At 69.4% G+C, this 22,766-nt stretch carries 18 protein-coding genes and 1 pseudogene; 11 read left to right on the top strand and 8 right to left on the bottom strand.

The annotated features are described in order from the left end of the window. Positions 1–98 precede the first annotated feature (98 nt). Positions 99–1,421, top strand: a complete 1,323-nt coding sequence (locus ACYVOO_RS26990) for a hypothetical protein (protein ID WP_461018307.1) — start codon at positions 99–101, stop codon at positions 1,419–1,421. 275 nt (positions 1,422–1,696) lie between these two features. Here ACYVOO_RS26990 and ACYVOO_RS26985 read toward each other — a convergent pair whose 3' ends face one another. The 3 genes from ACYVOO_RS26985 to ACYVOO_RS26975 all read right to left on the bottom strand — a co-directional run bounded on the left by ACYVOO_RS26985 (position 1,697) and on the right by ACYVOO_RS26975 (position 7,192). Beyond that, positions 1,697–5,167 carry a type ISP restriction/modification enzyme gene (locus ACYVOO_RS26985; RefSeq protein WP_461018306.1) on the bottom strand — a complete coding sequence of 1,157 codons (3,471 nt, stop codon included), beginning with the start codon at positions 5,165–5,167 and terminating at the stop codon, positions 1,697–1,699. 133 nt (positions 5,168–5,300) lie between these two features. After that, complete coding sequence (locus ACYVOO_RS26980) at positions 5,301–5,801, bottom strand: NUDIX domain-containing protein (RefSeq protein WP_461018305.1); 501 nt, start codon at positions 5,799–5,801, stop codon at positions 5,301–5,303. Between the two features lie 35 nt (positions 5,802–5,836). Further along, the gene (locus ACYVOO_RS26975; protein ID WP_461018304.1) at positions 5,837–7,192 is read right to left on the bottom strand and encodes a tetratricopeptide repeat protein; all 1,356 of its coding nucleotides are present in this window, start codon (positions 7,190–7,192) and stop codon (positions 5,837–5,839) included. A 214-nt stretch (positions 7,193–7,406) separates the two neighbouring features. Between ACYVOO_RS26975 and ACYVOO_RS26970 the strand changes: the two genes are divergently transcribed. The 4 genes from ACYVOO_RS26970 (at position 7,407) to ACYVOO_RS26955 (ending at position 10,446) form a co-directional block, all read left to right on the top strand. Beyond that, a complete protein-coding gene (locus ACYVOO_RS26970; protein ID WP_461018303.1) occupies positions 7,407–8,156 on the top strand; it encodes a hypothetical protein in 750 nt (249 codons plus the stop codon). 75 nt (positions 8,157–8,231) lie between these two features. Next, entirely contained in the window at positions 8,232–9,143 is a 912-nt protein-coding gene (locus tag ACYVOO_RS26965) for a phosphotransferase family protein (RefSeq protein WP_461018302.1), read from the top strand. Further along, positions 9,144–9,836 (top strand): class I SAM-dependent methyltransferase, encoded by a 693-nt coding sequence (locus ACYVOO_RS26960; protein ID WP_461018301.1) that lies wholly within the window; start codon positions 9,144–9,146, stop codon positions 9,834–9,836. A 31-nt stretch (positions 9,837–9,867) separates the two neighbouring features. Next, positions 9,868–10,446: an HAD domain-containing protein gene (locus tag ACYVOO_RS26955; RefSeq protein ID WP_461018300.1), complete on the top strand. Its 579-nt coding sequence runs from the start codon at positions 9,868–9,870 to the stop codon at positions 10,444–10,446. A gap of 48 nt (positions 10,447–10,494) precedes the next feature. Here the strand turns inward: ACYVOO_RS26955 and ACYVOO_RS26950 are convergent. From ACYVOO_RS26950 to ACYVOO_RS26940, 3 genes and pseudogenes are all read right to left on the bottom strand, one after another. Beyond that, a pseudogene (locus ACYVOO_RS26950) lies at positions 10,495–12,211 on the bottom strand (relaxase/mobilization nuclease domain-containing protein). Between the two features lie 339 nt (positions 12,212–12,550). Then, positions 12,551–13,747, bottom strand: a complete 1,197-nt coding sequence (locus ACYVOO_RS26945) for a MarP family serine protease (protein ID WP_461018299.1) — start codon at positions 13,745–13,747, stop codon at positions 12,551–12,553. A 249-nt stretch (positions 13,748–13,996) separates the two neighbouring features. Continuing rightward, the gene (locus ACYVOO_RS26940) at positions 13,997–14,485 is read right to left on the bottom strand and encodes a MarR family winged helix-turn-helix transcriptional regulator (protein WP_461018298.1); all 489 of its coding nucleotides are present in this window, start codon (positions 14,483–14,485) and stop codon (positions 13,997–13,999) included. Positions 14,486–14,668: 183 nt separating this feature from the next. On the opposite strand from ACYVOO_RS26940, the gene ACYVOO_RS26935 reads away from it, so the two are divergent. Next, a complete protein-coding gene (locus tag ACYVOO_RS26935) occupies positions 14,669–15,250 on the top strand; it encodes a DoxX family protein (protein WP_461018297.1) in 582 nt (193 codons plus the stop codon). A gap of 120 nt (positions 15,251–15,370) precedes the next feature. After that, entirely contained in the window at positions 15,371–16,177 is an 807-nt protein-coding gene (locus tag ACYVOO_RS26930) for a dioxygenase family protein (RefSeq protein ID WP_461018296.1), read from the top strand. Between the two features lie 44 nt (positions 16,178–16,221). On the opposite strand, the gene ACYVOO_RS26925 is transcribed toward ACYVOO_RS26930, so the two are convergent. Further along, positions 16,222–17,571 carry an aminotransferase-like domain-containing protein gene (locus ACYVOO_RS26925; protein ID WP_461018384.1) on the bottom strand — a complete coding sequence of 450 codons (1,350 nt, stop codon included), beginning with the start codon at positions 17,569–17,571 and terminating at the stop codon, positions 16,222–16,224. 184 nt (positions 17,572–17,755) lie between these two features. Between ACYVOO_RS26925 and ACYVOO_RS26920 the strand changes: the two genes are divergently transcribed. Then, positions 17,756–18,358 carry a LysE family translocator gene (locus tag ACYVOO_RS26920; protein ID WP_461018383.1) on the top strand — a complete coding sequence of 201 codons (603 nt, stop codon included), beginning with the start codon at positions 17,756–17,758 and terminating at the stop codon, positions 18,356–18,358. 48 nt (positions 18,359–18,406) lie between these two features. Here ACYVOO_RS26920 and ACYVOO_RS26915 read toward each other — a convergent pair whose 3' ends face one another. Next, complete coding sequence (locus tag ACYVOO_RS26915; RefSeq protein ID WP_461018295.1) at positions 18,407–19,414, bottom strand: GlxA family transcriptional regulator; 1,008 nt, start codon at positions 19,412–19,414, stop codon at positions 18,407–18,409. Between the two features lie 214 nt (positions 19,415–19,628). On the opposite strand from ACYVOO_RS26915, the gene ACYVOO_RS26910 reads away from it, so the two are divergent. Genes ACYVOO_RS26910 through ACYVOO_RS26900 form a run of 3 tightly spaced genes read left to right on the top strand, consistent with a single transcriptional unit; the run spans position 19,629 to position 22,728 of the window. Continuing rightward, entirely contained in the window at positions 19,629–21,044 is a 1,416-nt protein-coding gene (locus ACYVOO_RS26910) for an RraA family protein (protein WP_461018294.1), read from the top strand. Further along, positions 21,041–22,381 carry a TRAP transporter large permease subunit gene (locus ACYVOO_RS26905; RefSeq protein WP_461018293.1) on the top strand — a complete coding sequence of 447 codons (1,341 nt, stop codon included), beginning with the start codon at positions 21,041–21,043 and terminating at the stop codon, positions 22,379–22,381. The genes ACYVOO_RS26910 and ACYVOO_RS26905 overlap by 4 nt, the downstream gene beginning before the upstream one ends. A 14-nt stretch (positions 22,382–22,395) precedes the next feature. Next, positions 22,396–22,728: a hypothetical protein gene (locus ACYVOO_RS26900; RefSeq protein WP_461018292.1), complete on the top strand. Its 333-nt coding sequence runs from the start codon at positions 22,396–22,398 to the stop codon at positions 22,726–22,728. Positions 22,729–22,766 lie beyond the last annotated feature (38 nt).

The following is a 22,766-nucleotide window of genomic DNA, read 5'->3' as shown; positions in this document are numbered from 1 at the left end:
GATACGGCGTGGCACAGGAGAGCCGCACTGAGGAACAGCCCGCGCCAGTAACTGTGGCCGATCGTCACCAAGCTGACCGCCAGTCATATGATTCGAGTGTGGGAATCGATGGCATAACCCGTGATCACGTGCTTCAGGCACTGGCAGAGTGCGACGACCTCGGTAGGCAGGTGTTCCTCGACAATTACGGGTTCAAGCCTGCGCGAGACTACTTGATCCTTCACGAGGGTCGTCGGTATGACTCGAAGGCCATCGTCGGCGTGGCCCACCGTCATGTGGACGGCCGCGCCTTGAGGGCAGGTGACTTCTCCGGAGGCGCTGAGACAGTTGTACCGGTGTTGACCCGGCTCGGCTTCCGTGTCGAGGGAGGCCAAGCGGGAAAGGGTCCCGCCGACTCAAGCTTCGCGACACGTCTGCTGGTCTCACCGGCGTACGGCAGGGCCGAGTCGCGCCGACACTGGAAAGATACTCTGGACCAGCTGGTGCCGTTCACCGAGGCTAAGTACGCCGAGAGGTTGACGGAAGCCCAGCTGAATCGCCTAAAGGAGTTCCACCCGGACGGTCAGGCGCGCTTCTGGGGTGCTACGTCAGGTCACGACAGCAAGATGGCGGGGGTCTCCGCAGGTGACGTGGTGCTTTTCACGGGGAAGAACCGCGTACGTGCGATCGGCGAGGTCGGGGCCATCTTTCAGAACAGCTCCTTCGCCGACGTGATGTGGCCCCCGAAGCAGGGTGGCGAGAGCTGGCACACGGTCTACAGCCTGCGCCAGTTCGAGCTGGCGGAGATTCCGTACACCGCGTTGAGCGCTCTCCTCGGCTACAAGCCCAACTTTCAGTACCCCGGACAGCTGGTGCTCTCTGGGGAGCAAGCTCGTTCAGGAATCGACGGCCTGCTCATCAGCACCAGGACGGCCTTGGAGGACGCTGGCGCTGTGGCACCGCCCGGCACGGCCAGCGAGTTGCCGGTGGAGCGACAGCACACCCGCTATACGACCGTTGAGCGGGCTGCTCAGCAGGTCTTCTTCAACCGTGATGAGTCGGCGTTGGTCATCGAGTTCTGCGAGACTCTCAACAACACGACGGTGAAACGTTTCGCTAGCGCTGCGGGCATCTGTGACATCTTTTTGAACGGCCCCGAGGGGCGAGAACTCATCGAGGCGAAGTCGCGCGTCGAGCGTAGCTACGTACGCGAGGCGTTGGCTCAGCTGCTCGACTACGTGCGCTACGCCCCCGGCGTGGTCAACCGCCTCGCAGCGCTCTTCCCTCAGCCTCTTGAGCCCAAGGAACGCCACCTTCTGCACCATTACGGGATCGACATCATCCATCGAGTTTGTCCGGGTGTCTTTGAACGAGATCCCGCCCCCGACCAGGCGCGTGAGCGTATGCGAAGCATGTGGGAGCCGCGTGAGCCGAGTCACTGAGCGGAGCGGCGTTCACGCGAATGGCGCTTCGGCGGTTCCCAGGGTCCTTTGCGCTGTGCCCCGGCAGGACACGAACCTGCGACACCCGCTTTAGGAGTTTTTCCTTGGGCGGGGCTGTGACCTGCGCGAACGCCGACTATTGGGCGTTTGACCTGCGAAGATTCCCCTCTCTGGTTCTCATATGTTCGCGAGGTTTTCTGGTCTCATGTGTGCTGAACCCGTTTCGTCCGGGGCTACCTCGACCCGCCGCGTTTTGACTTCACTCGTGCGGTGCCTCAGCTTTGATCACGGCGTCGTCGGTTGCGAGAACCAGGCCGCCCAGGTGAGTGGGGCCGTGACTTTGACGATGCACTTCCTGCGGAGTCGTCCGGGATGGATAGTGGGTCGACAGGTCCAGGTGGCTTGCCATCGACGGTTTCCATGCCCGGCAGGAAGGCGTTGTCTGGGGCGGTGCGGAACTTCTTCGTATGTTCGGGCACCGGGAGAATGTGACGTCGAGTCAGTTCGCCGATGTCGATCAGAGGGCCAGAGGCTATATCCTTGAGGAGTTCAGCCTGCTCTGGTTCCAGTCTCGTGAGATGGCTGAGCACGGAAAGGATTTCAACCAGTTCCCGGCTCCAATCGGGGTCCCAGCGTTCAGGGCGCTCGCGGTCGAGGTCGCTGGTCACTTTGCCGGTAGCTCGGATACTACGGTATCCGAGCCAACTGTCGAGTACATTGCGCCCGCCAGTCGTGTAATTGCGCATGCGAGGCGTAACCCCGGTGAATACGCCCCCCGCGATGATCAAATTCTCGTTCTCGGCGTCGTATGTAAAACGGGAAGGTAGCGTTGTAGGGTCAACCTCTCGAGCGTACCTGATCTCAGGGTACAGAGGCCGCCACCAGTTCGACTTGCCTGCTGGTCGGCCGTCATCTGGGTTGACGCAGCGGGTGCCAAAGGTGGAGGCCCATAGGATGTGGCGACCCAGCCCTATTGCTTTGTGCCACAAGTCGCGGTCGGCAGTCAGAGGGATACGTACTCCGAGGGAGTTCAAGTCGTCTGTGTAGCGCTCGGTGAAGGCGGGGTGAGCCGCGACGGCGGCGATATAAGAAAGTAAGTCCTCGGGGGCTATTTCCCCGAGTCCGTAGGAATTAGCCAGGTGATTCTGCAGGCCCGGGGTGATGTTCGGGGAGCGGTCGGCGTGTAAGAGGGGAAGTACGCGACCGCCATTTCCGTTGAAGTAGTGAACGTCGGGTATTAGGGCGGAGAACAGCAATGCGGGGCCGGTCTGCAGGCGCTGGGCGTGCTGTTCGACAACGAAGATCTGATCATCTATGGCTGCACGCCATAGATCGGGGCGTGCACGGTCGATGAGCCTGCCGTCCGGTATGAGCCACTGACGGTCCAGCGCTCTGCGGGCGATCCGTCTCGGGGAGGGACAAGGGCCGCGTTCGTCCAATAGGGGGCCGGGTGGGTGCGGGTGGCCGGGTATCTGTGGGGCGTTCTTCTCCAGCGTGCGGCCGTCGGTCGCCTTGAACAGTGCCTGCTTCGCGATGGGGTCACGTTCTTGGATCAGGAGATCCCAACGTCGTCCCAAGGCGGTCTTGGAGGGACTGATGACCCAGTTGCGGTTGGTGGTGATACCGGGTTTGCGCCATGGCATGAGGTCTGTGAGGGTAGGAAAACTCTCCCAGCCACTGCTAGAGGCAGGTGTGAATGGCGCGTATTCGGTGGGGTGGGATGTACGCCATCCGGTTCCGTTGATGCGTAGATCTTGCAGTTGCTGTTCCTTGTACTGACGAGTGCCATGGATTGCCGCGTAGTGAACGGGAGCCAGGTCAGCGCATCGCTTACCTTGTCGGCGAACGAAGATAGCGATTGCTAACTCCTGCTGGACTCCAGGGAAGAAGCGGCTGTCGAGTGGGGGTCTTTTAGTTTCGGGGGTAAGGTCGATGATCCATCCTTCGGTGCAGGTGTGCCGTAGGTAGGAGCGCATACCCTGGTAGCCGCTTCCGCGAATGAACCCACCGGTACTGATGAAACAGACGATGCCGTGGCGGTGGTCATCGTGTTGATCGAATACTTTGTGTGTGGCCCAGCGCCAGAAGTAGGTGCACAGGCTCTTTAGCTTATTCTCATACACGCCGGTCGAACCCCGTAGTCGGAAGTCGTCCAGTGGTGCAGCGCCACGTCCTTGTGAGCCGTTTTCGATCCATCCGCCCTGTCCCTCTGCCTGTTCACGGTGGGGAGGATTGCCGATGACGACGGTGATGCGTTCGTTGCGCTGGATTGTGCTAGCAGCCTCGGCGTCATCACGTAAGGGCCCCCACAAGGCGCCGTATCGCTCGAAGAGTTCACTGGGCCGCCAGGGGTCGGCGAGAGTGTCGGCCAGGTGCAGTCGCATGTCACGCAGCCGGACCCGAGCATTGAGTTGGCGCAACATCTGCCCGACACGCATCTGGGCTACGGCGAAGGCGCCCATTTGCTTTTCGAAGCCGATCAGCCGCCCTGCGAGTTCTTGTACGGATTCCGAGCGGAAACCTTCGTTTCCGCCCTCGGACTGCTTCCGGGCGACGAGGTCGATGATGCCAGTGAGGAATGTGCCGGTGCCCATCGCTGGGTCGATGATGGACACGCCGGAATCGGCGAACCCGTCCGGGCAATCCAGTGTGATGGCCAGCACCTCATCGACAAGCCGGATCATCTCCGTCATCAGCGGGGCTGGGGTGTAGTAGGTGCCGGAGTCCCTGCGCAAGTCGGCGTCGTACTCTTGCAGGAAGTGCTCGTACAGATGGATATGAAAGCCCGGATCGTCGGCCAGGGCACTGCTCCAGTCGATCGCGTCGATGACGCGGACGAGCATGTCGAGACTGTCGCGAAATTCCCCCTCTACCTGGTCGGTGAGAATCTGCAGAGCGCGGCCCATGACCGAGTGCTCCGCACCCAGGCGTCGACCGATCTCATGCAGGCTCATACTCGCCAGTGAGCTTTCGTGATCGTCTGAGGTGTCCGAGCTGGCGAGTAGGAGAGCGAAGGTGACGGACTGGGCGTAGCGATCAGCGAATGCCGCGCGTTTGTCCCGGGCGTCTGAAGTGGGAAAGAGATCGACCTCAAGAGTGGAGGCGAGGTCGGTGAAAGGACGTTGGCGGCGAGGAAGGTTGGCTTCGGCGTCAAGGCGATCGTGGACAGCGTCGCGTAGGAGAGTGCACAGGGGAGCTACCTGGGCGACCACGTCCCGCATCGACGTCAGTGGATTCGGTTGCCAACCGAAAAATGCAGTCAGCATTGCTTCGAAGGCTGCTTCGTTGGCAGTCGGTACCCGTAAGCGCGCGCCGGCGGTGCGGAGGTCGCCTTCCAGGTGGATGGTGTCGCCGCGTTGTTCGCCCGAGCGGTACATGATCCACGTCTGGCCGTTGGTGTAGATCAAGTTGGGGAGCTTCGCCATCCCCTCCCACTGACGGCGGTCGCGCTTGTTGAGTCCGCCAGGATGGATCACGCTTTTGTCCGGGCTCTTCAGCTCGACATAGCCGACGATGTTGCGCGGTAGCTTCCCGATTCGCACGGCCAGGTCGGGCCGGATCCTGTGCGTTGCGATCGCGACCTCGGCATGCAGCGTGGCCTGCAGTCCGAACACGCCTGCGGCGTCGACGAGAAGAGTCTCCACCGCCCGGCGTATCGCGGCTTCCTTCTGACCGTGAAGCAACGCTTGCTTACATGTCGCACCAAACTCGCTGACGATTCGACGTAGCTCGCTCCTGCGCTGCATGGCCCCCCCACGAGTCAGCACACCCTGCATACTCCTGGACCCACGGTAAGTAGCGCGTAACACTCCGTCGAGAGGGCGCGTCAGTTTAGACGGCGTGCCGGGCTCTCAGGACACGGGGATCTGACCAAGGGCGTCAGTGCCATCCGTCGAGGGAGACCTGCGGTCCGTTGCCGAGGTAGCTGCGGAGCGCGCTGGCGGTGGTGTCCACGAACTCGTCAGGGATCGCTTCCGCGCCGACCCAGCACACCTGCGCGTGCTTCCGCGGTTCGCGGTTTTCGGGTTCGCCGGTCCACTCGTGGGCGGCGAAGACGACGGTGAGGAAGCCGTTGGGGGCTTCGACGCCCCAGGCGCCGTGGATGATGTGGGCTACCTTCAGGGACTCGGGCTTCACAACCAGCCCCGTCTCCTCGTACAGCTCTCGGACCGCCGTTTCCGTGATCGGCTCACCGGGATCGCTCTTGCCGACGGGGAGGTCCCACATGCCCTGGGCGAACTTGGCGTTCTCGCTGCGTTGCAGGAGCACGACGCGGTTGGTGTCCTTGTCGTGGACGATGACGGCGGCGACCAGCAGGGTCATGGATTCGAGGGCGGGCTTGAGCGCTTTGGTCTGGTCCCCGGTGTTCGGCTGAGCCACGTCGCGTCCCTTCGTCGGCCAGGTTCGGGGCGATGCTATGCCAGTGCTTCGCGTGCACGGCGGTCGAGTTCAGCGGCACCGGGCACTTTGCGCCGCTGGTAGATGGCAAGCGGCGACCTCATCGAAGTGATCGCCTTGCGGGTGCGGTCAGAGGTCATGCCCTCTACGAGCGTCAGGGCCTGGGACCAGACAGCGATGGCCTCGTCGGCGCGGGCCTGGGCGGCGAGGCTGTCGCCGAGATCGGCGTAGGTGAGGGCGTGGACACGCTTGTACTTCTCCGGATCCCAGCGGGTCAGGGCGTCCCGGTGCTGTTGCTCGGTGCCTACGTGATCGGCCAGATCGGTGAGAGTGCGGGCGGTGTGGCTGGCGACGGTGCCGGGGGCTGGTCCGCTGACGCGGGAGTAGCTGGGCTGAGGCTCGTCGTCGCGGAGCAGGGCGTCTTCGGCGGCCAGGAGGGCTCGGGCAGCGGCGGGCTTCTCACCAATGGCGGCGAAGGCGCGGGCGTGGGTGATGTGGAGCAGGGCCTCGGTCTGGCCGTCGATGTGGCCGATTCCCTGGGACAGGGCCGCTTCGGCCAGGTCCACGCAGTGGTGCGGCTGCTTGAGGCTGAGCGCCTGGTGGGCGAGGGCACGCATCATCCAGGCGGCGTGTCCGTGAGGGTCGGCTTCGCAGGCGAGCTGATAGCCGACCTGGTAGTAGCGCTGCGCGGCGCCCTCCTGACCGAGGTCGTGGTGTTTCCAACCAGCGAGGTAGGCGAGTTCGGCTACGGCGGCGAAGGCTGCTCGGCGCAGTGGCTCAGAGGGGAATCGCCCCCGGAGCATGGGCGCTGCAGTGTCTGCGAGGTAGGCGGTGACGGTGGTCAGGCCGTGGCCGCCGCCGAGGCATTCATCGGCAGCGCTGAAGGTGGCGGTGATCTGGCGTACGACCTCGACCTCTTCCAGGCCGATCATGGCCATGCCCGTGCGGGCGCGCAGCATGCGCGTTGTGGCTTCGTGGTCGTAGGCGAGTGGCATGGCGACGCCAGCGGTCGTGAAGGCGGCCAGGGCGAGGAAGCGGCGGCGCTCGACATCGGCGCGGCCCAGGTCCGTGACCGTCAGAATTGGATCGTGCTCATCTGCCCGATCGTTAGCTGGCGAGCGTAGGCCGATCTCGGCCTGGGTGATGACACGCCCGGCACGGCGGGAGAGCGCCTCGGCCAGGTAGCCGCCGGCCCGGCCGGTGGGCTGACGGACGCCGCCCACCCAGTGGGAGATGGCCGACTTGTTCGTCTGAAGGATCTCGCCGTTCTCGGCGGCGATGCGTCGTACGTCCTTCGCCAGCGCCTCATACGTGCAGCCGACCGCGTCGATGGTCTCACGCAGGCGCCAGTTGGGTTCCCTCTGGGCTGCCACGTTCGCCTCCGTTCCGGGGGGCTGTAAACCGCGTATACGGCTTCAACTGCCTCTCACCGTACCCACTGTGCGTGACGACAGGTTCACTGAAGTACAGCCGCCCGGAATTGCTCAACACGCCCCAGGCTCCCCCGCCAATCCGGGCGGCTTCCGAAGAATCCTGCAACGACACCGGGTTCGGGCATTCGTATGCCCGAACAGAGACGGAGACACGGTGACCACCATCGACACCACGGCCATCACGGTCGAACTGCCCGAGGCGTTAGACGAGCGCTGGCGCCGACTGCCTGGCATCCAGATCGACGGCCGACGCATCACCATCGATCCCGCTGACCACTTCTTCCGCTTCGAGTCCAGCACATGGCTCGTCGCCGACTGGGAACTGGTCAAGGCCCGCCTCCTGGACGCGGAGGAGACCGCCGAGAGTGCTGTCGAGCAGCTTGCCCTCGACTTCATTAAGACCCACGCCGAGTCCACATCCGACGCGGCCCGGGTGCTGCGCACCGCCTACGAGGTGTACGCGTACCTCTTCCGAGACGAGCACCTCGCCAGCCTCGGGCTCCCGCAGTTCACCTCCGACCATCTGCGGATGCTGCGCGAGGCGGCGACGCTGATGGCGCTGAACAAGGTCGAGCTGGACGGGCGCATCTCCAACGTCGGCCCGTGCTGGTTCTTCCCGGCCGCCACCTCCGTCGTCTTCGACCTGGACGACGAGACGGGCGGGATGCTGGACGAGGTCTACCACGGCGGCTGGTTCAACGAGCACCGCCGCATCGAGTCCATCAAGGCACACGCCGCCCTCGGCGGACGGCTCGTGCACGGCTGCCAGTCCGTGCCGGACCAGTCCGGCGGCGTCGTGGCGCCCTACGGTGCCTCGATGGCCGCCTTCCGTGACGACCTCGCGGCCTTCAAGGCCGGATGGATCAAGCAGATCTACGCCCACCGCGTGAGCGATCCCACGTAACCCCGACCAGGTGTCCGGGGCGGGCTGCCGCCCCCCGCCCACCCCGGACACCTCCCACCGCACTGGAGCCTTCTGATGGACACGAAACTCAACACCCAACTCCTGGAGAGCCTGCTCACCATCACGGGCCGGCCCGCCCCGGCCCGTGAGGAGGTGCGGGTGTGGTCCATGTCCGGCGTCGAACGTCTGACCTTCCCGGACAGGACCATGGCGATCTTCAAGTACGCCAGGAAACCGTTCGACTGCGAGGACCAGGCGCTGCGGTTGGCCCACAATCTCGGCATCCCCGTCCCGCAGGTCCTCGCCTCCGCCGTACAGGACGGCTGGCTGGGGATGCTGCTGGAAGACCTTGGCTCTCCCATCCGCGAAGCAGACGACCTCGACGGTGCCGCCGCAGCCGTGGTCCTGCACCGCACCCGCAGCGCAGCCTCCCTGCCTGTCCTCGACGAGCACGGGCTCCGTGCCCTGCCGGGCCGGGCGCTCGACCACCTCGGTCAGCTCCGCAAGGAAGAACGCTGGCAGGACGCGGACGACATCCAGGATTCTCTTGAACGGATCGCCCAGGGCGCCGATGCCCGTTCGGCCGGAGCGACCGTGGCGCCCTTCGGCTGGGTGCACTCCGAGTTCCACCCCACCAGCCTCCACATCGGCCAGCGCGGCTGGCGCCTGCTGGACTTCGCCCGCGCCTTTACCGGTCCCGGCCTGCTCGACCTCGCGAGCTGGCACGGCACCGTCGACGCCCCCGACCCCGTACGCCTGCGCGCCCTTCTGGAGTCGTACGTGACGGAAGGCGGTACACCCGACGCCCTCGCCGAGCGGGGCGGGCTCGCGGCCGAGAAATGGGCGCTGGGATGGCACCGGATCTGGGCCGTGGAGTGGTTCATGGAGCAGTCCATCCGCTGGATCAACGACCCGGCCTCGGACCCGGCGTACACCAGGGTCGTACGCCGCCACCTCACCGATGCCCTGCAGCTCCTGGAGGCGTAGATGCTCGCCCAGACCACCCCGTGGTACGCCCACGCCCTCCAGCGCACCGCGGCTGGTCCGGCCGAGCCGCTGCCCGTACCGGCCCGCGTGGAGTGGACTACACGGCCAGGTAGCGGGCCCGGCGCCGAAACCCTCGGCCCGGACCTGCGCCGCAAGCGGGTGCTGGAACTCGGCTGCGGCCCCGGACACAACGCCGCCTGTCTGGCCGTCCGCCACGGCGCCCGCGTCACCGGCGTCGACCTGGTCGGCCTCCAGGTCCGCCGGGCCCGCTCCCACTACGGACGCCTCGCCAACCTCACCCTCGTGGCAGGTCATGCCTTGCACTACCTCCAGGCATCCGACGAGCCCTTCGACGCGATCTACTCCGTTTTCGGCGCCGTCGGACTCGTCGCTCCCGAACTCCTGCTCCCTGCCATCGCGCACCACCTCAAACCGGGCTGCCTGCTCGCCTTCTCAGTGCCTCACCCCTTGCGCGCCGGCAGACGTCCTTCCGCCGACGACCGGCCCCGTCGTGACTCCGTCGTCCTGCCTGATCGCAGCCGTCTGCCCCTCATCCGCTGGGACTTTGACGCAGACCACTGGGAGAAGCACCTCAACCGCGCGGGCCTATGGCTCGCCTCGGCCCAGGAGTTCCACGACGCCCGCCAGCACTGCTGGCCCACCACTCTGCTGATCACCGCACGCAAGCTCTGACACCAGCCCCGGCTCTCCCACGGAGGAACCGATGCGTGTGCCCTACCTGCTCCTCGACATCGACGGCGTCCTCATACCGTTCCCCGACGACGAAGGGGCCGGACCAGCCAGCCACGTCCACCACGAAGTCGTCCCCTCCCATCGGGACCCGGACGACCCGGTGACGGTCTGGCTCAACACGGCCCACGGCCCGCTGCTCATGGACGTGCTTCGCACCGGCCTGCTCACCCCCGTCTGGTGCACGAGCTGGCGCCAGGACGCCGCCACCCTGATAGACCCCCTCCTCGGACTCCCACCCTTCCCTCACGTCGATCTCCCGCGCCCACAGATCACCACCAGCCATCCCAACGGCTACCTGTGGAAACGCGACCACGTCGACCCTTGGCTTGACGAAGCACCCGCTACCTGGATCGACGACGACTTCACCGGACTCGACCACGAATGGGCTGCGGAACGCACCGAGCGCGGCCCGGAGACTCTCCTCCTGCAGCCCGACCCGCACGTCGGGCTGCAGATGGAACACCTGGCCGAGGTACGTGCGTGGGCCGGGCGGTTGGCCGGTCCACGGACGCTTGGACCTGCCACTTCAAGCGGAGCCTCAGCCGCATGAAGTGCGCGCACGGAGGCCCCTTGGATAGAGCCCGCAGCGGCTCCTTCACTACCGACGGCGCCTCCGTTCCCTGCCCTCTGTTTTCACGGTTGCAGCCGCGGAGCGCGCAGGGGCCCGTGTATGGGCCGTGGGGTGATGAGTGCTTCGCATGCGCGCCGCCTGCGCGCGGTTGTTCAGCTGGGCGGTGATACGCCAGTTGAGGACCTCTGCGGGGCGCTCGGCGGTGTCGAGTTCACGGCGGGTGCCGACCTCGGCCAGGAGGCGGCGAGGATTGTGGCCAGCGCTCTCGGCGCGGGCGAGTGTGGTGGTCAACGCGGGCCAGGCGGGGTCGACGGGGATGCGTTCTGCGTGGTCGGGCAGGGCCGCGCGAAGCTCGTGCTCGAACCGGTGGGCGGTTGCGGGAGAGGGGGCTCGCTGGGCGAGTTCTGCCAGGACCGGCTCGGCGGCCTGCCGGTAGCCGTCCTGGAGGTGGCGGAAGGTCTGCTCGGCCGCTGACGCCTGTTGTTCGTGGTGGCGTTGTTGGTGCCATTTGGCGGCGGCGCGAGCCAGGTGGAGGGTAGCGAAGAGCAGGGCGATGGCGGTTCCGCCCGGTTCGGTGGGGGCGTGGGCGAGTTCCTTGGCTGCTTGACGCAGCTCGTTGGCGGCCTGGTGGTCGGCGCGTATCGTGGAGCGGCGGGCGCGGTTGAACGCTTGGGCCGCCGCTCGCAGTTCGCCCCGATGCGGGCCGTGCGTGGCGAGGGCCATGGTGTGCAGGGCGTCACCGAAGGCGTCCAGGTGGCCTTGCGCCACTTCATCGGCATTCGTATCGAGGACGTGGTGGGAGTGGCGGATGGCGTCTTCAGCGCGGCGCCAGATATCGGCCGGATCCGTCATCTGGCGGGGGCTGTCGGCCACATCCTGAGTGGAAAGGCGTTCGCGTAGACGGTTGATTGACAGGTCGGGCGCCAGCTTCGAGCCCCCGTACCAGACCGGCTTGCCCTGGGCGTTGGTGTCGCCGGGGGCGGCGAGGCTGTAGCCGGTCACCTCACCGCTCTCGGGACCGACGCATTGCTTGACCTGGATGCCGAGCGAGTCCAGCACGGTGAAGTAGTCCTCAACGCTGCGTACGGTCGCGGCGACGGTGTACGCCTCCTCGCGCAACCACTGCCGCGCGGTGACCGTCTGGCCCTGGCGCTGGGCCTTGGCCCGCTCGGCGCCGGTCGGTGTACGGGGTGCGGTCAGGTCGCCGGGCTTGAGGCGGCGCAGCCCGAGGTCGGCTTCGATCTCGCGACATTCGGCCTGGGCACGCTGACCGTCGCGGTGAATGCGGGGGCGGCGGCCGTCGGCGCGCACGGTGGTCGCGAGGATCGCGCACGGTGGTCGCGAGGATATGGATGTGGTCGTCCGCGTGGCGCACCGCGATCCACCGGCACGCCTTCTCGTCCCCCTCGGGTGCGATACCGGCTGCGGCCATGATGCGGCGGGCGACCTGCGCCCACTCGGCGTCCGTCAGGTAGCGGTCACCGGGCGCGGTGCGTACGGGGCAGTGCCATACGTGCCGCGGTGGCCGGGTGCCGAGTTCGCGGGTGCGCAGGTCGACGTGGTGGTCAAGGCGTTTGGCGAGCGGGGGGAAGGTGGCCTCGGGATCGCGGCCGGGGTCCGGGGCTCCGTTCATGTCCCAGGCCGCGACGATGTGCGGGTCGGTGTGCTCGTCGCGCTGCCCGGGGCCGAAGAGGTAGCGGATCAGGCCGCGTGTGCTGGATCCGGTGGAGACGTCAGGCACCACGGTTGGCGCCTTCGGCCAGAAGCTGGTCCATGACCGATAGCTGCTCTGGGCTGCCTGCTCGACGCGGGCCAGTACGGCCTCGGCTTGTTCGGGGACGGTGCCTCGGTGGATGGCGGAGGTGATCTGGTTGAGGTTGCGGCCGATGCGGTCGAGCGCGGTGGTGTGGGCTTCGATGGCCTCGATGAGCGGGCGGGCCGGATCATCCTCGGGGCTGCCGTCCGATGCCCGCCTTCCCGAGAGCGGTGCTCGTACAGGGAGCGGCGCTCGCCCCCGAAGGGGCGCCCACAACACAGAGCACCGCTCACCCCCGAGAGCACCGCTCCCACCCCAGAACCCCGCTCACAACGCGGAGCGGTTCCCCGTGTCCACCGGCTGGGTCGCGTTTGACGCGCGTTTCGCGTGGGCGCGGACCTGGTCGGCGGTCAGGGCGTAACCCGTGTCCGCGTCGCTCGTGGAGCGGGCGAAGATGACGCCGTACACCTTGCCGTCGGTGGTGAGGAGGGGGCCGCCGGAGTTGCCGGGGCGGACCGTGGAGCGCAGGGCGTAGATGTCGCGGGTGCTGAGGCTGCTGCCGTAGATGTCCTGCCCCTGTGCCCTGACGCGTTCGGCGACGGTCGCGGCCCGCAGATCGAGCCCGCCGTTCTCCGGGTATCCGGCGACCACGGCGGGGTCGCCGCGTGAGGCGTCGCCCGCGAAGTCGAGGGAGGGTGCGTCGAGGCCCGGTACATCGAGGACCGCGACATCGGTACCGGGGTCAAAGAGGACGACCTCCGCCTCGTAGCGCTGTCCGACGCCGCCGACGCGCACCGTCGGGTCGTCGACCCCCGCGACCACGTGCGCGTTGGTCATGACGTGGTCCCCGGAGTAGACGAACCCGCTGCCCTCCTGGCCCTGCTGGCGCCCGTCCACGTTGGCCACGCCCTCGACCTTGACGGTGCTGCGCTGCGCCGCACGGGTCGCCGCCGGGGTCACGGAGTCGCCCGAGGGTTCGGCGACCGAGACGCCCGGTTCATGCTCGAAGGGGTTGAAGACGGGCGGGAAGCCGGCGGTGGTCAGGGCGCCGGTCGCCCTGTTGAACCAGGTCGCGGCCTGGGCGGGCATACGGTCGTGCACGGTACCGAGGACGGAGGAGCCCCTGATGGCCTGGTTGAGCACCGGCGAGGGCGACGCCGCGAGGGCGCTCGCCGCGACCCAGGCGACGACCAGCACGGCGAGCCCGTTGATCACCGCTCCCCCGGCACCGTCGGCCCACCGCACCGGCGCCCAGCTCAGCCCGCGCCGCAGCCGCCAGCCGAGCGGCGCCGCGAGCGCGTGCCCCGCGAGGGCGGGCACCAGCACCGTCAGCAGGGCCACGACCGTCGCGCCCGTGGTGCCCTCCGTCACCTGATCGAGGGCGAAGGGCAGCAGCCACACGCCGACGACCACGCCGCCCACGAACCCGGCGAGCGAGACGAGCCCCGCGACGAGTCCGCGCTGATAGCCGGAGACGGCGTAGACGAGCACTGCGAGTAGCAGGAGTACGTCGAGCAGGTTCACGGCGCTCCCCTTTCGCCCTGCCGGCCGCGTCGCGGGGACGGGGCCGGTGAGGCGGTGTGCGCTAGCGGTGGTTCATGCGGGTGGTCGGTCGGATGGCCGGTCGGCCGGGTGCTCTGCCCTGGTGGCGAGTGTGGGCGAGTGCGGGTGATGGACAGAACGCGGAAAGGTACCTTCCCGGTTCCGCGCCGCCCACCTTGTGACAAAGGGCATACGGGGCATACGGCCACCCGCACGCACGCACCCCCGCCGCTACCCGCGCGGGCTCCCCTCATCCTGGTGGCCGGGCCCGCGAAGACGGTGTCCTACGCGCCCGAGGGCGCGGGCGAGCACGTCCAGCTCCGCCTCGTCGAGGACGTCGATCAGTACCTCGCGCACCGTCGCGACATGGCCGGGCGCGGCCTCTTCGAGCAGCCGCCTGCCCTCGTCGGTGAGTACGGCGAAGACGCCGCGTACGTCGGTCGGGCAGGAGCGGCGGCGCACGAGGCCCCGCTTCTCCAGTTGGCCGACCTGGTAGGTGAGCCCGCTCTTCGAGGTGATCAGCAGCCTGGCCAGCTCGGTCATCCGGATCTCGCCGTCGGGCGCTTCGGCGAGGCGGACGAGGATCTCGTACTGCGGGTGCGAGAGCCCGGCATCGTCCTTGAGCTGCTGCTCAAGACGGCGGTCGACCCGGTTGCTCGCTTCGACGAAGCCGTGCCAGGCCGCCATCTCCCGCTCGTTCAGCCAGCCGCTGTTACCCATGCGCCCATGGTACGCGGTTGTTCAAATTCAAACCATCGACTACCGTCGGGCGAACCGAGCTGGTTTGAATTTGAACAACAGCTCGTCGATCCCAGCGGGCACGGCAGGCTCACCGTCCTCTTCGAGCCGGCCGTCCGCGCGGGATCCGCACGCCTCACTGACCGACGTAGGGAGCCTCCGCTCATGCCGTCCCCTCACGCCCCTCACGCCCCTCACGCCAACGCCACCCTCGGCACCGCCGACCCCGCGACAACCGGCGCCGACGCGCAGGCGGCCACGCCGCACGCCTACGACGCCGGACTGCTCGTCCTCCGGATCGCGCTCGGTCTGACCATGGCCGCGCACGGCGCGCAGAAGCTCTTCGGCTGGTTCGGCGGCGGTGGCCTCGAAGGCACCGGCCAGTTCTTCAGCTCCGCCGGGTACCCGTCCGGCGAGGCCATGGCCGTGATCGCCGGTCTCACCGAGACGTTCGGCGGCCTCGCGCTCGTCCTCGGCCTCCTCACCCCGCTCGCGGGCGCCGCCGTGTTCGGCACCATGCTCAACGCCCTCGCCGTGAAGTGGAACGGCAGCTTCTTCGCGCCCGAGGGCGTCGAGTACGAGCTGCTGCTCACCGCCGTGGCCGCGGGCCTCACCCTGACGGGCCCCGGACGGTACGCCGTGGACCGCGCACTGCCCGTGCTGCGCGCGCACCGCCTCGCCTACGGCGCCGGCGCGGTCGTGCTCGGCGCCGTCGTGGCGGGGATCGTCCTGCTCGTACGCAGCTGATCTGCTCGTACGTCGCTGCGGTGCGCGTACGCAGCTGACCCGCGCGTACGCAGCCGAGCCGAGGCTGACCGGTACCCGACCGGCACCCGACCGGCACCCGACCGAGAAAGGCTCACGACCATGACCAGCGGCACCACCACCCCCGCTCCCGGGGCCCGGATGCCCGTCCTCTACCTCAGCCACGGCGCCCCGCCCCTGGCCGACGACGCGCTGTGGACCTCACAGCTCGCCGACTGGTCGGCGCGGCTGCCGCGCCCGAAGGCCGTGCTGATGGTGTCGGCGCACTGGGAGTCCGCGCCGGTCACGCTGGCCGCGACGGAGACGGTGCCGCTGGTCTACGACTTCGGGGGCTTCCCCGAGCGCTACTACCACGTCCGGTACGCAGCGCCCGGCGCTCCCCTGCTGGCCGAGCGCGTACGGGGGCTGCTGAGCGCCCCTGGCACCCCGGTGTACGACGCGCCCGACCGGGGCCTCGACCACGGCGCCTACGTCCCGCTCGTCGAGATGTACCCGGAGGCCGACGTCCCCGTACTCCAGTTGTCCATGCCGACGCTCGACCCGGCACGGCTGCTGGAGCTGGGGCGCAGGCTGGCCCCGCTGCGCGACGAGGGCGTACTCGTCGTCGGCAGCGGCTTCTTCACCCACAACCTGCGCGGGATGACGTGGGGCACGGGGCCCGACGAGGCGCCCGGCTGGTCCCGGGAGTTCGACGCGTGGGGCGGCGAGGCGCTGGCCCGCCAGGACGTGGACGCACTGCTCGACTTCGCGCACAAGGCCCCCGCCGGACGCGTGGCGCACCCGCGCAGCGAGCACTTCGCGCCCCTGTTCGTCGCGCTGGGCGCGGGCGAGGCCGACCTGCCGCGGGCGCGCACCGTCATCGACGGATTCTGGGGCGGCCTCGCCAAGCGCTCCGTCCAGTTGGGCTGACCTCCCCAGGCGCGGGCCGACTGCCACTCGCCGCCCGCCCGTGCTCACTCCACGACGGCGTCCTCCGGGCCCGAGCGGGCCAGTCCGGCCAGGGTGCCGAGGGCGCGGGCCAGGACGTCGGGGGGCGGTGAGGCGAGGCCGACGCGCACGGCGTGGGGCGCGCGGGAGTCGCCGACGGCGAACGCCGCCGCCGGGGTGACCGCTATCCCCCGCCTCGCCGCCGCCGCGACGAACGTCTCGGCCCGCCACGGCCGCGGCAGCTCCCACCAGCAGGAGTAGGAGTACGGGCCGCCGCGCACGGTGAGACCGTCCAGTTGGCGCGCGGCGATCTCCTGGCGCGCGGCTGCGTCCCGGCGCTTGGCGCGCACGACGGTCCGTACCGCGCCGTCCGTCAGCCAGCGGGTCGCCGCGTCCAGCGCGAACCGCGCCGGGCCCCAGCCACCGGAGCGCAGCGCCGTGGCGAGCCCGGGCAGCAGGCCCTCGGGGGCGACGGCGAAGCCGAGGGTCAGGCCGGGGGCCAGCCGCTTGGACAGGCTGTCGACGACCACCGTCGAGCCGGGCGCGAGCGCGGCCAGCGGCGGCAGGTCGTCCCGCAGGAAGGCCCAGATCGTGTCCTCGACGACGGGGATGCCCAACTCCCGTACAGCGTCGGCGAGTTCGGCCCTTCGCCGATCCGGCATGACCAGGCCCAGTGGGTTGTGCAGGGTGGGCTGTACGTAGAGGGCACGCAGCGGCGCGGTGCGGTGCGCCGCCGCGACGGCCGCGGGCACCAGCCCGTCACCGTCCATGGCCAGCGGTACCGCGGTGACGCCGAGCCGGGCCGCGATGGCCTTGAGCACGGGATACGTCAGCTCCTCGACGCCGAGCCGCCCGCCCGGCGGCACCAGCGCGGCCACGGCGGCGGCCACGGCCTGACGCCCGTTGCCCGCGAAGAGGACGCGCTCCGGGTCCGGCCGCCAGCCGCCGCGCGCGAGCAGGGCGGCCACGGCGCCCCGCGCACCGGCCGTACCGGTCACGCCGACGGGCCGCATCGCGGACTCCAGGACGTCGGGACGCAGCAGCGGACCGATCCCGTCGGCGAGCAGCGCGGACTGCTCCGGCACGACGGGGTAGTTCAGCTCCAGGTCCACCCCGCTGTCCGCGGGCTCGGCGAGCGCGGGGCCCCGGCCGGGGTGAGGGCGGGGCGCCTGGGCCCGTACGTAGGTACCGCGGCCGACCTCTCCGACCGTCAGGCCGCGGCGGGCGAGTTCGCGGTAGACGCGCGCCGCCGTGGAGTTGGCGACACGGTTCCTGGCCGCGAACTCGCGTTGCGGCGGGAGGCGGTCGCCCGGCCTGAGCCGTCCGGACGCGATGTCCTGCGCGATGCGGTCGGCGATCCGCCGGTACTCCTCCAACACCCTCCCCGCCCCATTTCTCCCATTGCACCGAGAGCAATAAAGGATATTGCACTTAACTGCGAAGGGAACATACTCTGCGTCGCATTGTCGGCCCAGCTTGTCGGCTCGGCCTCGGCGGAGGAAGGGGTTCACCGTGCTCGGAACAAGCGCCGTGTTCGGTGTCGTGGCGGTCGCCCTCGGGATGGTGCTCACACCGGGACCGAACATGATGTATCTGGTCTCGCGGAGCATCACCCAGGGGCGGCGTGCGGGGATCGTCTCGCTGGGCGGCGTCGCCGTCGGCTTCATGGTCTATCTCGTCGCCGCGAACCTGGGCCTGTCGGTCGTGTTCCTGGCGGTGCCCCAGTTGTACGTGGCCGTCAAGCCGGCCGGTGCCGGGTATCTCGCGTGGCTCGCGTGGAAGGCCCTCAAGCCGGGCGGCGCGTCCCTCTTCGAGCCCCGCGAGGTGGCCCCGGACTCGCCGCGGCGGCTGTTCCTGATGGGGCTGACGACGAACCTGCTCAACCCGAAGGTCGCGCTCATGTACCTCGCGCTGATCCCCCAGTTCGTCGATCTGGGGGCGGGACATGTGCTGGCGCAGGGGCTCGCGCTCGGCACGCTCCAGATCGCGGTGAGCGTGGGGGTGAACGCGGCCATCGTCCTGGCCGCGGGAACGATCGCGGTCTTCCTCGGCCGCCGGCCGTCATGGCTGCGCGTGCAGCGGTACGTCATGGGCACGGTGCTCGGAGCACTGGCCGTCACCCTGGCCCTCGACACGTCCCGGCCGACGGCACCGACGACGTAGGCCACGCTCGGGCGCACCGGCTCGTGGGCGGCCCACCCACCCGCCCCGTCACGGGCGGAACGTGCGCCGGTACGTCGCCGGGGTGGTGTTCAGGGTGCGGCGGAAGTGCTGGCGCAGGCCGTCGCCCGTGCCGAGGCCGCAGCGCTGCGCGACGGAGTCGACCGGCAGATCGGTCGTCTCCAGCAGCTCCCGCGCCCGCGCCACCCGCTGCTGGTTCAGCCACTTCAGCGGCGTCGTCCCGACCTCCCTCGCGAACCACCGCCCGAAGGTGCGCGTGCTCGTTCCGGCGCGGGACGCCAACTGGCCCATGGTCAGGGGCTCGTGGAGCCGTTCGACGGCCCAGTCGAGCACCGGAGCCAGCCCCTCCGCCGCGCCCTCGGCCGAGCGCGGCAGCGCCGCCTGCCGCGGCGGCACGTACTGCGCCTGGCCCCCTTCGCGGTGCGGCGCCACCACCATGCGGCGGCCGACCTCGCCCGCCGCTGCCGTGCCGTAGTCGCGGCGGACGATGTGCAGGCACAGGTCGATCGCCGCGGCGGTGCCCGCGCTGGTGAGGACGTCGCCGTCGTCGACGTAGAGCGACCGCTCGTCCACCCGCACCCGGGGGTGGCGGCGGCGCAGTTCGTCGGCGTACATCCAGTGCGTCGCCACCGTGCGCCCGTCCAGCAGCCCCGCGTCCGCGAGCACGAACGCGCCCGAGCAGAGCGAGGCGATCCGCGCGCCGCGCGCGTGGGCGGCGCGCAGCGCTGCGAGGAGCGCGGCGGGCGGCTCGTAGGAGGCCACGACGCAGGCGGGGACGATCACGAGATCGGCCTCGTCCAGCGCCGCCAGGCCGCGCTCGGTCTCCAGCCGCAGCCCGCCCCGTGCGCGCCGGGGACCGGGGGCCGGGGTGCTGTCGCACAGGGTCAGTTCGTAGTGCGGGGGCTCGAAGACGGCGCAGGGGACGGCCAGTTCGAAGAGCGAGGTCTCCTCCAGCACGGGCACGACGACCCGCACCGGCCCCTCACCTCCCGGCCCGCCGCGTCCCGTCGCCGCTCCCCTGTTCTCCCCGACACCCATGGCGCGAATCTACGTCCCTTTGCCTTTTACGCCAACGCCCGGCTCCCGCCCCGGCCGGGCACCGGCCCCTCCCGCCCGAACCCCGGGGCCATTTGATCGATCATTCTCCAGCCCTTGACGCCCGCTTCACGCGCAGGCAACATCCAACTGCTCATTGAGCGATAACACTTATCAGAGAATGATAACCCCTTTGTGGGTGGCAAGGAGGCCACGCATGCGCGTCGGCGTGCTCGGACTGGGCGAGGCAGGAAGCCTGTATGCGGCCGGGTTTCTGGAGAACGGCTGGTCGGTGACGGGATTCGACCCGGGAGATGTGCCCACCCCGGAGGGCGTCGAGCGGGCGGACAGCGTCGCGGAGGCGGTGCGCGGCTGCGATCTGGTGCTCGGGCTGACCGGGGCGAAAGCAGCGCTCGCGGTGGCCAGGGAAGCGGCTCCGCACCTGTCCCCCTCCACGGTGTACGCGGACATGAACGCCGCCGCTCCCGGGCTGAAGGGGACGATCGCCCAGACCGTCGCCGACTCGTCGAGGGCCGTCTTCGCGGACGTGTCGGTGATCGGTTCGGTCCCCGCGTACCGCCACCGCACGGCACTGATGACCAGTGGCCCGGGCGCCGCCATGATCGTCGGCCACTTCGGCGCGCTCGGGGCGCCGGTGGAGGACCTGGGCGGGGAGCCGGGGGCGGCCTCGGCCCGCAAACTGCTGCGCAGCGTGTTCATGAAGGGCCTGGGCGCGATCATCGCGCAGACCGTGGAGGCGGGCCGCGCCGCGGGGGACGAGACGTGGGTGCGCGAGCAGATCGCGTCCGAGCTGGCCGGTGGTGAGAGCACGCTGGAGCGGCTGTACACCGGAACCGCCAAGCACGGTGTGCGCCGCGCCTTCGAGGCGTCGGCCGCCGCCGACCTCATGACCGACCTCGGCCTGGACGCCTGGCTCGCCCGCGCGATCGGCCATGTGCACACGCTGGCCGCCCGCCCCGAAGGACTGCGCGACATACCGCAGGTCACGGACGAGCTGCTGGCCGCGCACGGGGACGTGGCCACGGCCAATATCGGCGACGCGGTGGACCGCCTCGCTCTGCTCGACTCGGGCATCCGGCCGCTGTGGCCGGGAGCACGGGCGATCGGACGGGCGCTGACCGTGTGGACGCGGGCGGGCGACAACAAGGCCGTCCACGAGGCCGTCAGGATCGCGGTGCCAGGAGACATCATCGTGGTCAACGGGGAGGGCGACACCTCCCGCGCCCTGATCGGTGAGCTGATCGCCGAGCGCGCCAAGGCCCGCGGTGTGGTGGGCATGGTCCTCGACGGCGCCGCACGCGACGTCGACGTACTGGCCGAGATCGGCTTCCCCGTGTGGGCGCGGGCCGTGACCCCGGCGGGCCCCTACAAGTTCGGCCCCGGACACGTCAACGTGCCCGTGGCGGTGGGCGGGCTGGTCTGCCGGCCCGGTGACCTGGTCGTGGCGGACAGCGACGGAGTTGCCGTGGTCGCCGCCGAGAAGACAGTGTCGGTGCTCGACGCCGCCCGCGCGGTCGAGGCCGACGAGGCAGGCCGCCGCGCCCGGATCCGTGCCGGCGCGGGCGACGCGGGCGACGCGGGCGGCCACGCCGGAACCGGAGAAACATCATGATCGCCGTATGGGCGCTGGGCTGCTACATCGCGGCCATCCTCCTGTGGAACACCGTCCTCAAGCGCAACATCGGTGAGGCGCTGATCGTCGGGTTCCTGGTCACCGGCCTGTTCTCCGGCGGCGACATCCTCCACGTGCTCTGGAGCAGTCTCGCCGAAGCAATGCGGGAGGAGGTGACCTTCGCCGCCCTGGCCTTCGTGTTCATGAGCTACGTACTGGCCCGCACTCCGGTGCTGGACCACCTCCTGGACATCCTCAACTCGCTGCTCGGGCGGCTGCGCGGCGGCCCCGTCTACACCTCGACCGTCGCCGCCGGTGTGTTCGGCGCCATCGCGCACGTGGGAGCCGCGGTCACCGCGGCCGTCGGCTCGGTGACGATTCCCTGGATGAAGCGCTCCCGGATCAGCGGCGAACTCGCCGCCACCGTCGCCGCCGGGGGCGCGGGCATGGGCGTGACCTTCCCCTTCAGCTCCACCATGTTCATCCTCATGGGTTCGGCCGGTGTCGCCTCGGTGGTGTCCACCGACGACGTCGTGCTGCCGCTGTTCCTGGGCGGGCTGTGGTGCCTGGGGTACCGGCTCGTCGCGGCGTTCGTCATGGTCCGCCGGCACGGCATCCAGGCGGTGGACACCGGCGAACTCAAACCGCTGCGCCGCACGCTGGGCGCGGGCTGGACCAGTCTGCTGCTGTTCGGCGGCATCGCGGTGCCGCTGCTGCTGACCCGCGGGCCGCTCGCCGGCGCGCTGGGCCGCTGGACCGACGGCGTGAGGATGTCCGACGTGATCAGCCTGATCACCTGGATACCGGTGCTGATGATCGCCCTGGTGCTGGTGCTCGGCCGCCGTCACCTGCCCCGCACCGGCAAGGGGTGGTGGGATCTGCTGGGCGGAGCGGCCCCCAAGTTCGGTGTCCTCGGCGTCACCATCGTCGCCGCCTTCGCCGCGGCCGGTGCCCTGGGGGAACTCGGCCTGCCCGAGCAGCTCACCGAGCTGCTCTCGGGCGTGGACGCCCCGCTGTGGGTCATGGCCCTGGTCGTCGGCGTCCTCGTGGTCGGCGTCGCGATCCCGCTCACCGCCAGCGCCACCATGGCCGCCATCGGCCCGGTCGCCGTCTCCGCGCTGACGGGTGCCGGTGTCTCTCCGGCCACCGCCTGCGTCGCCGTCCTGATCTTCGCCTCCACCGAGGGCGCCTCACCCCCGTCCGGGGCTCCCATCTACGTCGCGAGCGGCATCGCGGGCGTGGACCCGTCCCGCACCTTCGTCCCCCTGCTCACCTACTACTGCGTCCCGATCCTGCTGATCGGCGCCGCCGTGGCCACCGGCGTCCTGCCCGTCTGAACCGGAGACCGCCCATGCCCGTCCGTCCCATCCGGCCCGTTCGACCCGTCCGGCCGCTCCAGTTCCTCTTCCGCGTCAGCGTCATCGGCTTCCTCGCCGGCGGCCTCCTCCTCGTCCTCGGCCAGACCCTGGGCATCGTCGTCGGCGACGCCGACTGGGTCACCGCCGTGGAGGAGCACGCGGGACCACCCACCTTCGTCATCGCCGGGATCAGCGGACTGATCGCCTTCGCCCTGTCCTACCTGACGCCCGGGGAAGTGCCCGATGACTCCGGCCCGTCCGGCCCGTCCGGCCCGTCCAGCCGGTCCAAGGAGATGCAGCCCACCGGCAGCCCCCGCTCGCGGTAAGCACGCGGTAAGGGCGGCACCGGAGCCGCGGAGGGGTG

The sequence above is a fragment of the Streptomyces daliensis genome (genome assembly GCF_054782395.1).
Note: the sequence above shows the minus strand (reverse complement) of the source record. Positions and strands in the feature narration are given on the sequence as shown.

What these genes read in the sequence shown, in the direction of transcription:
- ACYVOO_RS26985 (WP_461018306.1), bottom strand. Translation starts at nt 5,167, where the DNA reads ATGCAGCGCAGGAGCGAGCTACGTCGAATCGTCAGCGAGTTTGGTGCG.
- ACYVOO_RS26965 (WP_461018302.1), top strand. Translation starts at nt 8,232, where the DNA reads ATGGACACGAAACTCAACACCCAACTCCTGGAGAGCCTGCTCACCATC.
- ACYVOO_RS26960 (WP_461018301.1), top strand. Translation starts at nt 9,144, where the DNA reads ATGCTCGCCCAGACCACCCCGTGGTACGCCCACGCCCTCCAGCGCACC.
- ACYVOO_RS26955 (WP_461018300.1), top strand. Translation starts at nt 9,868, where the DNA reads ATGCGTGTGCCCTACCTGCTCCTCGACATCGACGGCGTCCTCATACCG.
- ACYVOO_RS26940 (WP_461018298.1), bottom strand. Translation starts at nt 14,485, where the DNA reads ATGGGTAACAGCGGCTGGCTGAACGAGCGGGAGATGGCGGCCTGGCAC.
- ACYVOO_RS26935 (WP_461018297.1), top strand. Translation starts at nt 14,669, where the DNA reads ATGCCGTCCCCTCACGCCCCTCACGCCCCTCACGCCAACGCCACCCTC.
- ACYVOO_RS26930 (WP_461018296.1), top strand. Translation starts at nt 15,371, where the DNA reads ATGACCAGCGGCACCACCACCCCCGCTCCCGGGGCCCGGATGCCCGTC.
- ACYVOO_RS26920 (WP_461018383.1), top strand. Translation starts at nt 17,756, where the DNA reads ATGGTGCTCACACCGGGACCGAACATGATGTATCTGGTCTCGCGGAGC.
- ACYVOO_RS26915 (WP_461018295.1), bottom strand. Translation starts at nt 19,414, where the DNA reads ATGGGTGTCGGGGAGAACAGGGGAGCGGCGACGGGACGCGGCGGGCCG.
- ACYVOO_RS26910 (WP_461018294.1), top strand. Translation starts at nt 19,629, where the DNA reads ATGCGCGTCGGCGTGCTCGGACTGGGCGAGGCAGGAAGCCTGTATGCG.
- ACYVOO_RS26905 (WP_461018293.1), top strand. Translation starts at nt 21,041, where the DNA reads ATGATCGCCGTATGGGCGCTGGGCTGCTACATCGCGGCCATCCTCCTG.
- ACYVOO_RS26900 (WP_461018292.1), top strand. Translation starts at nt 22,396, where the DNA reads ATGCCCGTCCGTCCCATCCGGCCCGTTCGACCCGTCCGGCCGCTCCAG.